Origin of the sequence: Bacteroides sp. D20, from assembly GCF_003436255.1 — a bacterium.
In the GTDB taxonomy this organism is placed as follows: domain Bacteria; phylum Bacteroidota; class Bacteroidia; order Bacteroidales; family Bacteroidaceae; genus Bacteroides; species Bacteroides uniformis.
In genome coordinates, this window is sequence record NZ_QSOO01000022.1 from 26,421 (window position 1) to 39,849 (window position 13,429).

The 13,429-nt window shown below is 46.6% G+C and carries 12 protein-coding genes; 2 read left to right on the forward strand and 10 right to left on the reverse strand.

Annotated elements, in window-relative coordinates; all coding sequences use genetic code 11:
- Positions 1-82: 82 nt before the first annotated feature.
- The 3 genes from DXD78_RS18545 to rpsO form a co-directional block, all read right to left on the reverse strand.
- Complete coding sequence (locus DXD78_RS18545; RefSeq protein WP_005830743.1) at positions 83-571, reverse strand: DUF4251 domain-containing protein; 489 nt, start codon at positions 569-571, stop codon at positions 83-85.
- A 13-nt stretch (positions 572-584) separates the two neighbouring features.
- On the reverse strand, positions 585-1,472 hold the full coding sequence (locus tag DXD78_RS18550) for a helix-turn-helix domain-containing protein (RefSeq protein ID WP_005830741.1): 888 nt from the start codon (positions 1,470-1,472) through the stop codon (positions 585-587).
- Positions 1,473-1,564: 92 nt separating this feature from the next.
- Positions 1,565-1,834, reverse strand: coding sequence for a 30S ribosomal protein S15 (gene rpsO / locus DXD78_RS18555; protein WP_005830737.1), 270 nt, complete (start codon positions 1,832-1,834; stop codon positions 1,565-1,567).
- Between the two features lie 158 nt (positions 1,835-1,992).
- On the opposite strand from rpsO, the gene typA reads away from it, so the two are divergent.
- Positions 1,993-3,792, forward strand: a complete 1,800-nt coding sequence (typA, locus tag DXD78_RS18560; RefSeq protein ID WP_005830735.1) for a translational GTPase TypA — start codon at positions 1,993-1,995, stop codon at positions 3,790-3,792.
- A 90-nt stretch (positions 3,793-3,882) separates the two neighbouring features.
- On the opposite strand, the gene DXD78_RS18565 is transcribed toward typA, so the two are convergent.
- Both DXD78_RS18565 and pckA read right to left on the reverse strand, forming a co-directional pair.
- Complete coding sequence (locus tag DXD78_RS18565; RefSeq protein ID WP_005830732.1) at positions 3,883-4,530, reverse strand: nitroreductase; 648 nt, start codon at positions 4,528-4,530, stop codon at positions 3,883-3,885.
- Between the two features lie 137 nt (positions 4,531-4,667).
- Entirely contained in the window at positions 4,668-6,275 is a 1,608-nt protein-coding gene (gene pckA, locus DXD78_RS18570; RefSeq protein ID WP_005830728.1) for a phosphoenolpyruvate carboxykinase (ATP), read from the reverse strand.
- 292 nt (positions 6,276-6,567) lie between these two features.
- Between pckA and upp the strand changes: the two genes are divergently transcribed.
- A complete protein-coding gene (gene upp / locus DXD78_RS18575) occupies positions 6,568-7,227 on the forward strand; it encodes a uracil phosphoribosyltransferase (RefSeq protein WP_009037624.1) in 660 nt (219 codons plus the stop codon).
- Here the strand turns inward: upp and DXD78_RS18580 are convergent.
- The 5 genes from DXD78_RS18580 to DXD78_RS18600 form a co-directional block, all read right to left on the reverse strand.
- Positions 7,170-8,258, reverse strand: a complete 1,089-nt coding sequence (locus DXD78_RS18580; protein WP_034529249.1) for a hypothetical protein — start codon at positions 8,256-8,258, stop codon at positions 7,170-7,172. The genes upp and DXD78_RS18580 overlap by 58 nt on opposite strands.
- Positions 8,259-8,270: 12 nt before the next feature.
- Positions 8,271-9,659 (reverse strand): MBOAT family protein, encoded by a 1,389-nt coding sequence (locus tag DXD78_RS18585; RefSeq protein WP_008662563.1) that lies wholly within the window; start codon positions 9,657-9,659, stop codon positions 8,271-8,273.
- A gap of 3 nt (positions 9,660-9,662) precedes the next feature.
- Complete coding sequence (locus DXD78_RS18590) at positions 9,663-9,905, reverse strand: acyl carrier protein (RefSeq protein WP_005830717.1); 243 nt, start codon at positions 9,903-9,905, stop codon at positions 9,663-9,665.
- Between the two features lie 8 nt (positions 9,906-9,913).
- On the reverse strand, positions 9,914-11,422 hold the full coding sequence (locus DXD78_RS18595; protein ID WP_008662567.1) for an amino acid adenylation domain-containing protein: 1,509 nt from the start codon (positions 11,420-11,422) through the stop codon (positions 9,914-9,916).
- Positions 11,423-11,723: 301 nt separating this feature from the next.
- The gene (locus tag DXD78_RS18600) at positions 11,724-13,406 is read right to left on the reverse strand and encodes a SusD/RagB family nutrient-binding outer membrane lipoprotein (RefSeq protein ID WP_008662569.1); all 1,683 of its coding nucleotides are present in this window, start codon (positions 13,404-13,406) and stop codon (positions 11,724-11,726) included.
- Positions 13,407-13,429 lie beyond the last annotated feature (23 nt).

A 13,429-nucleotide genomic window follows, 5' to 3' on the forward strand; every position in this document is an offset into this window, starting at 1 on the left:
ACAAAAAGCGGATAGTTGTCTGACATTTGCCTGACAATAGACTGACAATACTTTCTTTTGTCCTTTTAAAGGGGGAAGATGATTACTTTTCTGTATCCATCTCTCCGGTGAACGAGATGGACTGTTTGTTCATGGGTTGCACATGGATACTGGTAGAACCATCGGGAAAGATGGTGAGGCGGTACTCATAATTGTCTTCATCACTACGGGTCTTGAAGTCTATTTGGATTTTGCCTTTTTTGAGTGCTCTGGTTGTGTATCCGGTGATGGATGCATTGAAATTCAGGCTCTTGCCTCCTCCATACGGAGCATTGTAGGCCACTCCAAAGTAAGGCAGGTAAGAGAAAACGGAGTCGTTTCTGATTTCCAGTGTGTAGTTGGTGGTCAAGTTACGGCTACCGCCTCTCATCGGTTGCATCCGATCTACGTTGATTTTGTATTGTTTAGCAGCAATAGCTTCTTTTACAGCACGTTCAGTGCGCTCTTTCTTTTCGTTACGGTTTTGGGCGGTTGTCGGCATTGCGACAGTCAGGCAGATTAGCCCTAATAGGATAAGTTTGTTAGTCTTCATGATTCTATAATGTTTAGGTTTTTATTTCCAGTCCGTAGGCGCGGCCACGATCTGTTGTTATTCTGAGGTTGCTGTTATCCTCGACAATGGGCTTCAGACGCCGTATCAATGTGTAAAGCGTTTCGTCTGCATTGTCTTTTCCCGGCCATAGCGATTGGCAGATGTCGGATTTGAAAAGTAGGTGTGAGGAAGAAAGGTAGAACATCTCCATCAGTGTGTACTGCATGGGGGTGAGTTTTAGCTTTTCCTGCTGTTCGTTATAGAAGCAGGCTTCCTGGAGGGAAAGCGAAAGGTTGCCGAAGGTAATGAAGTTTTCTTGTTGCTGCCCGTTACTGGCATTAGTCTTTGTGCGCCGACGGAAATAGAAAAAGGTGAATCCTCCCCACAGCAGGGCGGCCAATAGCAATGTTGCCGGAATTGTCTGCTTGGATAAGCTGAACAGCATGGTAGCTGAGCAACGGGCATATCCCCGGAAGGAAAGTGTCAGTCCAGATGCATCGGCTGTGGTGGAGAGCCATACCAATGTGTCGCTGGCAAGACATCCGGCAGGAATCTCATTGAATACGGTGGCGGGAGAGTTCTTTTTCAGTATATGCAGCGAAAGGGTAGAGACATCTTTCAATCCGGTGATGGACAATGCTTCGGTAAAGGCTCTGTGGGAACCGTTTACAGAAACGGGGGCACCTATCACTTCTTGTAGTTTGGCATAAGTCTGGATTGTGTCCGCATTCAACCATAATCCCTTGTTCTGCAATACTGTGCGTTGCAGTGCCTGGTTCAGGTCAGAGACCACACGTTGTTCTGCCTGCGAATAGCTGCGATAACCGAAGCCGAATGATAGCAGTATCAATAGAAAAGTGATTGCTATCGAAAGATTTGCTGCTGATACTTTTCTTTTCATGGATACAAAATTAGGTATAAATCGGATTATAAACAAAAAAGGAAGTTTCCTTTTGGAAAACTTCCTTTTTTAATGGTTTTGCCGCAAGTAGATTACTTACGCAAGCCGAGTTCTTTGACGATAGCACGATATCTGGTGATGTCGCGGTCCTTCAGATAAGTCAGCAACGCACGGCGTTTACCTACCAACATAGTCAAAGCTCTTTCTGTACTATAATCCTTTCTGTTGAGCTTAAGGTGCTCAGTCAGACGAGCAATACGGTAGGAAAACAAAGCTATCTGAGCCTCAGCTGAGCCAGTATCAGTGTTAGACTTTCCGTATTTGCCGAAGATTTCTTGCTTTTTAGCAGCGTCTAAATACATAATGTTTAATTAAAAGTTATTATAAATATTCCCTTTCGGGGCTGCAAAGATAGGGATAAACTTTTATATCACAATGATATTCAGCAAAAAAATCATATCTATACTGCATATCTAATCCAAAATCACTAACTTTGTCGCTTGAAAATAATAGGTATTATATGCAAAAGATTAGAAACATTGCAATTATTGCCCATGTGGACCATGGGAAAACGACGCTCGTTGACAAGATGCTTTTGGCCGGAAACCTTTTCCGCAGCAACCAGAGCACAGGTGAATTAATGTTGGATAACAATGACCTGGAGCGTGAACGAGGTATAACGATTCTCTCAAAGAACGTTTCTATCAACTACAAAGACACCAAGATTAACATTATTGATACTCCGGGACACAGTGACTTCGGAGGTGAAGTGGAACGTGTATTGAATATGGCGGATGGATGCATTCTGCTTGTGGATGCTTTCGAAGGTCCTATGCCGCAGACACGGTTTGTATTGCAGAAAGCTCTGCAGATTGGTCTGAAACCTATCGTTGTTGTGAATAAGGTGGATAAGCCAAATTGCCGTCCCGAAGAAGTGTACGAGATGGTGTTCGACTTGATGTTCAGCCTGAATGCAACCGAGGACCAGCTGGATTTCCCCGTTATCTACGGTTCTGCCAAGAATAATTGGATGAGTACCGACTGGCAGCAGCCGACTGATAACATTTATCCGCTTCTGGACTGTATCTTGGAGAATATTCCTGCCCCCGAACAGTTGGAGGGTACACCGCAAATGCTGGTTACTTCGCTGGATTATTCTTCGTATACCGGGCGTATTGCTGTGGGCCGCGTACACCGTGGCATATTGAAAGAAGGCATGAATGTGTCTTTGGCAAAGCGTGACGGGAGTATCGTGAAATCAAAAATCAAGGAATTGCATACATTCGAAGGTATGGGCCGTGTAAAGGTGCAGGAAGTGTCTTCCGGTGACATCTGTGCGTTGGTAGGTATCGAAGGATTCGAAATCGGAGATACGGTCTGCGATTACGAAAATCCGGAAGCGTTGCCGCCTATTGCCATTGATGAACCTACGATGAGTATGCTCTTCACCATTAATGACTCTCCGTTCTTCGGTAAGGAAGGTAAGTTTGTTACTTCCCGCCACATCCACGACCGTTTGATGAAGGAGTTGGATAAGAATCTTGCACTTCGCGTGCGCAAGAGCGAGGAAGACGGCAAGTGGATTGTTTCCGGCCGTGGCGTGCTTCATCTTTCCGTACTGATTGAGACCATGCGTCGTGAAGGGTATGAGTTGCAGGTAGGGCAACCGCAGGTAATCTTCAAGGAGATTGACGGCGTGAAATGCGAACCTATTGAAGAGCTTACCATCAATGTTCCCGAAGAATATGCCAGCAAGATGATTGATATGGTGACCCGTCGTAAAGGTGAAATGGTGAAGATGGAAAGTGCCGGCGAACGTGTAAATCTTGAGTTCGACATGCCGTCGCGCGGTATCATCGGTCTGCGTACCAATGTGTTGACCGCTTCTGCCGGCGAGGCTATCATGGCACACCGTTTTAAGGAATATCAACCGTATAAGGGTGAGATTGAACGGCGTACCAACGGTTCTATGATTGCCATGGAGTCCGGTACGGCTTTTGCCTATGCCATTGACAAGTTGCAGGACCGCGGCAAATTCTTCATTTTCCCGCAGGAAGAGGTTTATGCAGGCCAAGTAGTGGGCGAGCATTCCCATGACAACGACTTGGTGATTAATGTAACGAAGTCCAAGAAGCTTACCAATATGCGTGCCAGTGGTTCGGATGACAAGGCACGTCTGATTCCTCCCGTACAGTTCTCTCTTGAGGAGGCACTGGAGTACATCAAGGAGGATGAATATGTGGAAGTTACTCCTAAATCAATGCGTATGCGTAAGGTTATCCTCGATGAGCTTGAGCGTAAACGCGCAAACAAGAACTGATAAACAGAAGAGTTTTAGTTGTTATATATGAAAGGAGTGCCCTGCCGAAAGGTGAGGCACTCCTTTTTATTGTCGTCATTCAAACGAAAGTCAATCGATGAATTTTACCTTTGCCGCATTACGGGGTTTGGCAGCGGGCGTTTCGTCCGGATAGCCGAAAGCGATACAGTAAAGTAGCTGATAGCCTTCCGGAATATCCAGTTTCTTCAGGTATTCGGCAGCAGCCGGAGTAGAGGTCATGAAGCGCGTGGGACCGCCCAAGCAGCAAGAACCGATTCCCATGGACCAGGCTGATAGAATCATATTCTCACCCAACAGTCCACAGTCAATCTGTGAAAGGTCATAAGACGGGTCATTGGCAATAAATACTACTGTAGAAGCGTTGCGGAACATGTTCTTGAATTTCGGGTCTTCGGCGGCTTTGGGATTTTCCTTCTTGTAGATTTCCGTAATTCCGTTGATGAAATCCGGGTTATCCACTACACGCACTTCCCACGATTGCTTGTTCTGTCCGTTGGGTGCATTGATACCGCAATCCAGGATAATCTGCATGGTGTCGCGATTCACGGCTTGCGGTTTGTACTGGCGGATGCTGCGGCGTGACATGATGGTTTCAATCACCGTATTCTCTTTGCTTTCATTTGCATTGGCAACTTGGGTCTCTTTCTGGACCTGGGCACCGCAACTGCAGAGCAGCAACAAACTTGCGCCTGCCAACATCAATCTGATACTTTTCATATTGCTTTATTTGAATAATGGTTTCTGCAAAACTACTAAAACTTTCGGATTATCAATGAGATAGAGATATTAAAAAAGAAAAAAGGCATCTCCCGGAGGAGATACCTTTTCCATATGTTTCTAACTTTATTGTCAGATTAGAGCTTCGGACCAGCAGCAACCAAAGCCTTACCAGCTTCGTTGCCAGTGAACTTAGCGAAGTTCTTGATGAAGCGGCCAGCCAGGTCTTTTGCTTTTTCTTCCCATTGGCAAGCGCATTCGTAAGTATCGCGAGGATCAAGAATCTTCGGATCTACATTAGGCAATTCAGTAGGAACCACGAAGTCGAAGAAAGGAATAACCTTCGTCGGAGCCTTGTCGATAGAACCGTCGAGGATAGCGTCGATGATACCACGAGTATCTTTGATAGAGATACGTTTGCCGCTACCGTTCCAACCAGTGTTAACCAAGTATGCCTTAGCACCAACCTTGTTCATCTTCTTAACCAATTCTTCTGCATATTTAGTAGGATGCAGGCTCAGGAAAGCAGCACCGAAGCAAGCAGAGAATGTCGGAGTCGGTTCAGTGATACCACGTTCTGTACCAGCCAACTTAGCAGTAAAGCCAGACAAGAAGTAGTACTGAGCTTGTTCAGGGTTCAAGATAGATACCGGAGGTAATACACCGAATGCGTCAGCAGACAAGAAGATTACCTGGTGAGCGTGAGGACCCTTAGAAACCGGTTTAACAATGTTATTGATGTGGTAGATAGGATAAGAAACACGAGTGTTTTCTGTTACGCTCTTGTCAGCGAAGTCAATCTTACCGTCAGCAGCTACTGTAACATTCTCCAACAGAGCGTCACGCTTGATGGCAGCGTAGATATCGGGTTCGCTTTCTTTATCCAAGTTAATAACCTTAGCGTAGCAACCACCTTCGTAGTTGAATACACCTTCGTCATCCCATCCGTGTTCATCGTCACCGATCAACAGACGTTTCGGGTCAGTTGACAAGGTAGTCTTACCAGTACCGGACAGACCGAAGAAGATAGCAGAGTCAGTACCTTCCATGTTAGTGTTGGCAGAGCAGTGCATAGAAGCGATACCACGCAACGGGTTCTTGTAGTTCATGATAGAGAACATACCCTTCTTCATTTCACCACCGTACCAAGTGTTCAAGATAACCTGTTCGTTGGTCTTCAAGTTGAATACAGTAGCTGTTTCAGAGTTCAGACCCAGTTCCTTGTAGTTGTCAACTTTTGCCTTAGAAGCGTTGAATGATACGAAATCGGGTTCTCCGTAGTTAGCCAGTTCTTCAGCAGTCGGGCGGATGAACATGTTAGTTACGAAGTGAGCCTGCCATGCCACTTCCATGATGAAACGTACTTTCATACGAGTAGCGGGGTTGGCGCCACAGAAAGTATCAACAACGAACAGACGCTTGCCGCTCAATTCCTTTACAGCCTTAGCCTTTAGGTCAGCCCAAGCTTCTTCAGAGCAAGGTTTGTTGTCGTTTTTGTATTCTTCAGAAGTCCACCATACAGAATCCTTGCTGGCTTCATTCATTACGAAGAATTTATCTTTAGGAGAACGACCGGTATAGATACCTGTCATTACATTTACAGCACCCAGTTCAGTTACCTGACCTTTTTCAAAACCTTCCAAACCTGGTTTGGTTTCTTCTGCGAACAGTACATCGTAAGACGGGTTGTGGATAATTTCCTTCACGTCTTGGATACCGTACTTGCTTAAATCTAAATTTGCCATTTCTTTTAATGATTTAAAATGTTGGTATTTGGTTTATAATCTCTTTCCTTAATCTCTTTTACCTTTGATTTACAAGGAAAAACGGGTGTAGAAAAGCTCTTTTTTTCCTGCTTTTCAGCAGGTCCCTTGTTTTTCGCCTACAAAAGTAATACTTTCTTTTTAAAGAAAAGCTCTATTAGAGAAATTTTTCTCTAATAGGAAATCTTTTATAAAACCATAACAATATCTGCTAACTGAATGTTGCAAATTGGGTGAAATTCGTTTACTTTGCACATCAAAACATTCTATAATTATGAAGGTTATCAACTTTGCCGAGACAAATTCTGTCTTGAACCAATACGTGGCAGAAATTCGTGATGTAGCAGTCCAGGGCGACCGTATGCGTTTCCGCCGTAATATTGAACGCATTGGAGAGATAATGGCGTATGAAATGAGTAAGGAACTGACGTATTCTGTCAAGCAGGTACAGACTCCCTTGGGAGTGGCGTCGGTCAGCACACCCGATGACGAGGTGGTGATTGCCACTGTTTTCCGTGCTGGGCTGCCCTTGCATACTGGGTTTTTGAATATGTTCGACCATGCCGGGAATGCTTTTGTTTCCGCTTACCGTTATTATAAGGATAAGGAATGCCGCACGGTGGATGTACACATCGAATACATCGCTACTCCGGATTTGTCCAAGAAGACATTATTGATTGTAGACCCGATGCTTGCCACGGGAGAAAGTATGGAATTGGCCTGGAAGGCCTTCATTACGAAGGGGATGCCAGCCAAGTTGCAGATAGCTTGTGTCATAGCCAGCCAGCAGGGCGTAGAGCATCTGGAAAAGCTGTTCCCTGGAGATGAAGTGACCTTGTGGTGTGCAGCAATCGACCCGGAGATGAACGAGCATTCCTATATCGTTCCCGGGCTGGGAGATGCCGGAGATTTGGCGTTCGGTGACAAGATATAAGGTTCATATATCTTTTCCATCAGCCTTTTCCCAAGTGCGGGCCTATAATGACCCGGTTCATAATAATTGTGGATGTCTTCCGTGTATTCGTTGATACCGGTGAAATCAAATACATTCCGTTTTCCGAAGAAGCGCTTCAGTGTCTTTACGTCGGCAGGGCTTATGTTGACCTGCAGGTAGTCGGGACTGATAATGATTTTCACATCGGTATCATGCTTCCGGCAAATCCACTTTATTTCCTGCAACAAGCTGACTTGTTTTTCCCTGAGCACTTGGGGGGCTTCCCGGTATTTCCCGTCTCTATAATTCTTCATTTTCTCTTTGGTGAATTCTCCTTTCCGGTTTTCCCAGTACTTATCTCCCTCTTCCTTTATCATTTCCTCCCTGGGATTCAGCACATCATTGGTTACCGGGTTTCGGGTGGAGCCATAGGGATTTATCACCCCTTTCATGTAAGGGCGATAGGTGTGGAACAGCTTGTAGTCCAGATAGGGGAGGAGAAAGTTCGGGTAGAAGAAGGCTTGGCAGAATTCCTTCTGGAACTTGAAGTTGCTTATTCCCGATATGGCGGGCGGCAGAATGTTGGAATGTCCGGTCAGGCAGCGGTCGTTGTGCAATGATTCCTTGTCGATAATCAGCAGCAGGTTCTTGATTGTTGCACCTGCCTTGTCCAGTGCCTTCAGCTTCAGGCAGACGGCGGCAAGGCTTTCGGCATTTCCGAATAACCGTACGGCTCTTCCACCGTGGAGGTATTTTTCCCATTCATGGCATTGATAAGCCATAGTGCAGGAGTTTCCCATGATATAGGAGTCGATGGGGATAGTATCCCGGTTGTTCAGATACATCTGCCACCCCACGTGCCCTTCGTTTAGTACAACCGGGGTTTGGTCGTATCGTTCATAGTTCTTCAGGACCATGAAAGGGTCGTCCAGGAAATAGACTGCCAGTAGGGCTATAAAAGGGATAAAAAGGATAAATAGCTTTTTCATGAAACGTATGGCTGCGTTCCGTTCGCTGTTTTTCTTCATCATGTGTCTTTATTGTCAAAATTGTAAATATATGAAGCTGTCCGAGTTGAACTGTCCCAGTGTGAAAAGTATTATGGCGAGCAGATAATAGATACTCCATCTTACGGCTGCCGGCTGTCGTCCGAGGGCTTCTAGCAAATCATGCTTGGACATGAAATATTCGTAAACCAATATCAGTACGAGTGCGCTTCCTGCCACAATGCTGTTGTGGTCCGGCATTCCGATGTTCATTTCCTTCCAACTGTAATGTACGCCGAAGGAGAGGTGGCTGATGTAGTGGAACGCTTCGGCCATAGAACTTGCCCGGAAGAATATCAGAGATACGGCAAAAAGTAGGTAGGTCCTTACGACGGATAATGTGGCATATAAGCGGCTTCCCAATTGGGCTTTCAGTCTGCGGTGAAATGCTGTGGTCTTCATCTCGTAGAAGATGATGACACCTTGAATTAGTCCGTAGACAGCGAAGTTCCATCCGGCACCATGCCAGATACCCAGTCCCGTGAAGGTCAGCGCCAGACTTAGAAATACGCCCCATTGTCCCCATCCACGCAGGTTCGAGGACAACGGGAGGTACAGATAGTCGCGTACCCAGAATGAAAGCGACATGTGCCATCGGCGCCAGAAGTCGGCAGTGGTCTGTGCAATGAACGGCCGGTTGAAGTTTGGGCTGAGCTTGAATCCCAGCATGCGCGCTCCTCCCAATGCGATGTCGGTATATCCGGAGAAGTCGGCATACAGCTCTATCGGATATAGGAGGCATGCCATCAGCAATTGCACGCCCGAGGCTGTGTATACCGACCCGAAGACACCGTCTATGTATGGGGCGATGGAGTCGGCCAGTATCAGTTTCTTTATTAGTCCCACGACAATCAGTCTCATTCCGTAGACCATGGATGTATAGTCCGTGGCTTTGCAGGACTTCAGTTGGGGGAGCATGTCACTTGCTCTTTCTATGGGACCGGAAAGGAACTTCATGAAGAAGAGCATGTATATCATGAAGTCGGGCAGGCTCTTTTCCGGTTCTTCTTCTTGCCAGTAGATTTCTGTCAGGTACGAAATGGCCTGGAAAGTATAGAAAGAGATTCCCAGTGGAAAGAGAATGTGGCAGTTTGTAAGCCGGTCAGCATACCGGAATGCCAACCAGCTTACAACCAGAAAACACACACCTGAAAAATAAATTCCCTTCATGCCGCTTTCCCGCTTGGCCTGTCCTATCCATTTGCCAAGGTAGAAGGTGGTAAGCGTGAGGATGAGGGCCGTTATCAGAAAAGCGAGGTGGTAGAAGCCTATGAAGAGGCAGCTGGCTGTCAGTAAGGTCGCTTTTCTGAATCGTGAAGGAAGCGTATGGTATAGAATGAAAGTACACGCAAACAGTACGACGAAGTTCAGGGATATGAATGACATTTCCTAGTTGGTTTTGGTTAAAATGGCATGGCAGATGTCTCCCACGTTTTTGAGTTTTACAATATCTCTGAAGGTGAAGCGTACATTGAATTTCTTCTCTATCTTGTTTATCAGTTGCATGTTGGTCAGTGAATCCCATCCTTCCACATCCTGGGCGGTGGTCTCATTGTCAAGTACAATGTTCTCTCTTTTCAGTACCTCCCGAAAGATGAGGCTCATTTCATTCAAAATAGTCTGTGTATCCATTGTCAAGTTTAAATTAGTTCTTGTATTTTCTTTCTGTCTGTTTTGCTACTGGTGTTCAGCGGAAACTGTTCCAGGCAATGCATATGCTTGGGAATCATGTAGTAGGGAAGCCTGCTATACAGATATTCCTCCATCTGCTGTTTGTCGAGCTGTTTCTTCTCTACGACGAGATGTAGTTCGCACTGATTGCCGTTGTCGTATTTGGGAATGACGACTACACGGCATTCACCGTTGAAAAAGTTTTTTGCCACATGTTCAATCTCGCTCAGCTCGATGCGAAATCCTTGTATCTTTATCTGTGAGTCTTTTCGTCCGCAATAGATGATGTCACCGTCGGCATCCATCCGGCAGAGGTCTCCCGTCTTGTAGTATACTTTTCCATTGGCGGTCTCTACGAGGCATTCCCCGTTTTTTTCGGGAGCATTCCAGTATCCACCCATCACTTGATTGCCGCTAATCCATAGTTCGCCGGTTTCTCCGGTAGGCAGCGGGCGACCGTCGTTATCCATAATTAGGGCATCGATGCCTTCGAAAGGCCTTCCGATAGCGGTCATGCCGTTGTGATGCTTGCAGGAGGTGACGGGTATCCGGTAGGCAGTGCAGTAGATGGTTCCCTCTGTCGGTCCGTATAGGTTTATGAAAGAGGCATTGGGGACACATTTTCTGAAAGCATCCAACAGCTCCGCGTCAGAAGCCTCGGCAGTAACCACTAGATATCTAAGTGCGGGGAGGTGTATCTCCGGAAAATAGGGACGTAGCAGCTGGAGCAGTGAAGGGGCCACGGCAGCGAAGGTCAGGTCGTATTTTTCCAGAGTTTCAATTACGTTGATGTATTTCACGCCTTCCGGAGAAACGGTGTATATGCAAGCACCCAGCGTCAGCGGATATAGAAAGGATACGATGGAAACGTCAAAAGTGAGTTCGAACATCTGCAGCATCCGGTCGTTCTCGTCCAGTTGCCAGCCGAGGCGGTGGTAGGCGGTATAGAAAGCATTCAGGTTACGGCGGGAGATGGGTACTCCTTTGGGTTCGCCCGTGCTTCCGGAGGTAAAGATGATGTAGGCATTTTCCTCTTCTGCCGTATGGAGGATGTCTTCTGCGGCATGGAACGTGGCGGAGTTCTCTGCCTGCTCTATTTCGGAGGTACATATCAGTTCCAGATTCCGGGTGTCGAGGTTCAAGACATGGATATTCTCGGTATGCAGCACGAGGCGAATGCCTGCCGAGTCGGCAATTCTGTCGTTCCTATGTTTGGGGTAGGAAGGATGCAGGATGACGTATGTCTTTCCGCAAATCAGTGCAGATAGTATGGATGCGTATGTTTCCAGTCTGTTTTCTGCGACGATGCCGATAATTTTGTCTTCTCTGTCCTTGAATAGGGAGGATATTTTCTGTACGCAAGTTGCCAGCTCTCCATAAGTGCAGGCCGTGTCTTCGATGACGAATGCCGGTCGGTCGGCATATTTGCCGAAGGCTTTCATGATGTCGCCAATCAAGTCATTTGGATACTTTTTCATTTAGTCCGTTATGTTATAGTTCAGTTTTTGCGGAAGCGATGTTTGTCCGTCGTTCATTAAAGACAGTGGTTTCCCGCAATCTCCCTACCGGGAAATCCTTAAGATTTCTAAAAAAGGAGGGATACTGTTCGGAATAAAAGAAACAGAGGGGGCAAATACATACTCACCACAGGATAACACGGATTAACACTGCTAAAAGCTCTTTATTATCAGAACTCCTAAGGCAATCTGTGTTAATCCGTGTTATTCTGTGGTGAGTATGATATACTCTTCGGGCAAAATGGGTTTGCGAACAAAGTCCTTATTTTGCCCAGAACAGTTTGTGGTAGTAAGTGTCTTCGGCTGACACCTCTTTATAGTAGGGATTGTAGTTGACTTCCGTATTCGGGTATCTCCAGCGGTTCGGCACATTTGTGATGGTACCGGCCACTTCGGGGAAGGCCAGGCCGGACGGATAGCCGGTACGTCGGATATCACTCCATGCCTCACGACTGGCTAGGAAACCGAAATGCAGCCACTTTTGGGTAATGATAGCATCCAGCTTGTCTGCATATTCCGTGCTGTTCCATTTGGCAGCAGCGAAAGAGGCTGTTTCTTCGGCAGTGGGGGCATTATACCGGCGTGCGTTTTCACCCGTACTTACCGAGTCGTAATAGTAGTAAAGCGTGATGGACTGGCTGACAGCCTTTTTGAACTCTTCTTCCGCTTTTGCTTCATTCTTTGCCACTCCATACCCCATTTCATAGGATTCCGCTTTCAGGAAATGGATTTCGGGTGAGGCCATTATCAGCATGTCGAATTTATCGTTTTCCCAAAAGAAACCTTTCTGCGTGATTTGTGAGAAACCGGTGTTGCTGGTATTGACTTCGTCTTGTGCCTGCGAGTTGTAATATTCCGTCAGCTCATCTGCCACGGTAAGGTCTGTGCCCAGATAACGGTGTTCGTCCAATTGACCGGTGTTTTGGTTGGTAATCTTCACGGGATTGAAGTTGAGCAGGATGCGCGGGTCGTCTTCTCCTTTCACATAAACGCCGCTCAGTGGGTCATTGCTGGTCATATCATAGTTGCCATGGCCCAGCATGCGGTCGATGATGGCGCCCGAAGCAAGTCGGTTAGTTACCCAGTCACCCAGTCCGTGGCCTGCGGTGAAGTTCAGTTGCCCAGACTTCTGGTTGACAATGAGAATGTTGTTTTCTTGTTCCTCTATCAACGGATAGGCTGACGGATTTTCCAGGATTTCCTTGATGGCGGTACGGCCTTCCGCCTGCAAGTCTCCTTGCGCGGCTACGCGCATGGCAAGGCGCAGTCGCAAGGAGTTTGCATAGCGTTCCCATTTGTCCATGTCCCCGTTGTTGATAAAGTCTTGTGTATTGAAGTTCCTCGGTGTGGGGATGGAACGGAACCGTGGAGCAATTTCTTTGAGCTCATCAAGAATGGTTTTATAAATATCCTCGGCCTTGTCATAATGAGCATACGATTTACCTACATCGTTGGTAAGCGGCAGCGTACAAGCTTCCGAGAAAGGCATATCCCCGAAAACGTCCACTGTGGCGGCAAAGAAATCGTACAACTGTACTTTGGCGGCAAGATAGAATGCCTCGTCCTGGGCTTGTTCTGCCGCGCTTTCTTCCTCGTAGAGAGATTCCAGCTTGCGGAACTGGGCCAGTGCCGAATACACATTGTCCCACTGTCCGTCAATGGCGGGTATATAGCCGGGGGTATACATATCCGTAGTGTTGGAGTAGCCGAAGGTTTGTGCATACTTGCCCGTAAACTGTGAATCGAATCCGAAGAACCGGTTGTATTCGTAAACATCATAGTCCTTTACTTTTTGGAAGACTCCTACCATCAGATTACTGATGGTGACTTGGGTTACTTTGGAGGGGTCTTCGTATTTGCTGTCGAAGTCATAATCCGTACAGCCTGATGTTGTCAGGAGGAATGCTCCCAATGAAACAAGAGATAATATCTTTGTCTTTTTCATACTCTTTTTTGTTTTTTGGATGG

Excerpts from the sequence above, each read along its gene's own strand:
- DXD78_RS18545 (WP_005830743.1), bottom strand. The coding sequence starts at position 571 with ATGAAGACTAACAAACTTATCCTATTAGGGCTAATCTGCCTGACTGTC.
- DXD78_RS18550 (WP_005830741.1), bottom strand. The coding sequence starts at position 1,472 with ATGAAAAGAAAAGTATCAGCAGCAAATCTTTCGATAGCAATCACTTTT.
- rpsO (WP_005830737.1), bottom strand. The coding sequence starts at position 1,834 with ATGTATTTAGACGCTGCTAAAAAGCAAGAAATCTTCGGCAAATACGGA.
- typA (WP_005830735.1), top strand. The coding sequence starts at position 1,993 with ATGCAAAAGATTAGAAACATTGCAATTATTGCCCATGTGGACCATGGG.
- DXD78_RS18565 (WP_005830732.1), bottom strand. The coding sequence starts at position 4,530 with ATGAAAAGTATCAGATTGATGTTGGCAGGCGCAAGTTTGTTGCTGCTC.
- pckA (WP_005830728.1), bottom strand. The coding sequence starts at position 6,275 with ATGGCAAATTTAGATTTAAGCAAGTACGGTATCCAAGACGTGAAGGAA.
- upp (WP_009037624.1), top strand. The coding sequence starts at position 6,568 with ATGAAGGTTATCAACTTTGCCGAGACAAATTCTGTCTTGAACCAATAC.
- DXD78_RS18580 (WP_034529249.1), bottom strand. The coding sequence starts at position 8,258 with ATGATGAAGAAAAACAGCGAACGGAACGCAGCCATACGTTTCATGAAA.
- DXD78_RS18585 (WP_008662563.1), bottom strand. The coding sequence starts at position 9,659 with ATGTCATTCATATCCCTGAACTTCGTCGTACTGTTTGCGTGTACTTTC.
- DXD78_RS18590 (WP_005830717.1), bottom strand. The coding sequence starts at position 9,905 with ATGGATACACAGACTATTTTGAATGAAATGAGCCTCATCTTTCGGGAG.
- DXD78_RS18595 (WP_008662567.1), bottom strand. The coding sequence starts at position 11,422 with ATGAAAAAGTATCCAAATGACTTGATTGGCGACATCATGAAAGCCTTC.
- DXD78_RS18600 (WP_008662569.1), bottom strand. The coding sequence starts at position 13,406 with ATGAAAAAGACAAAGATATTATCTCTTGTTTCATTGGGAGCATTCCTC.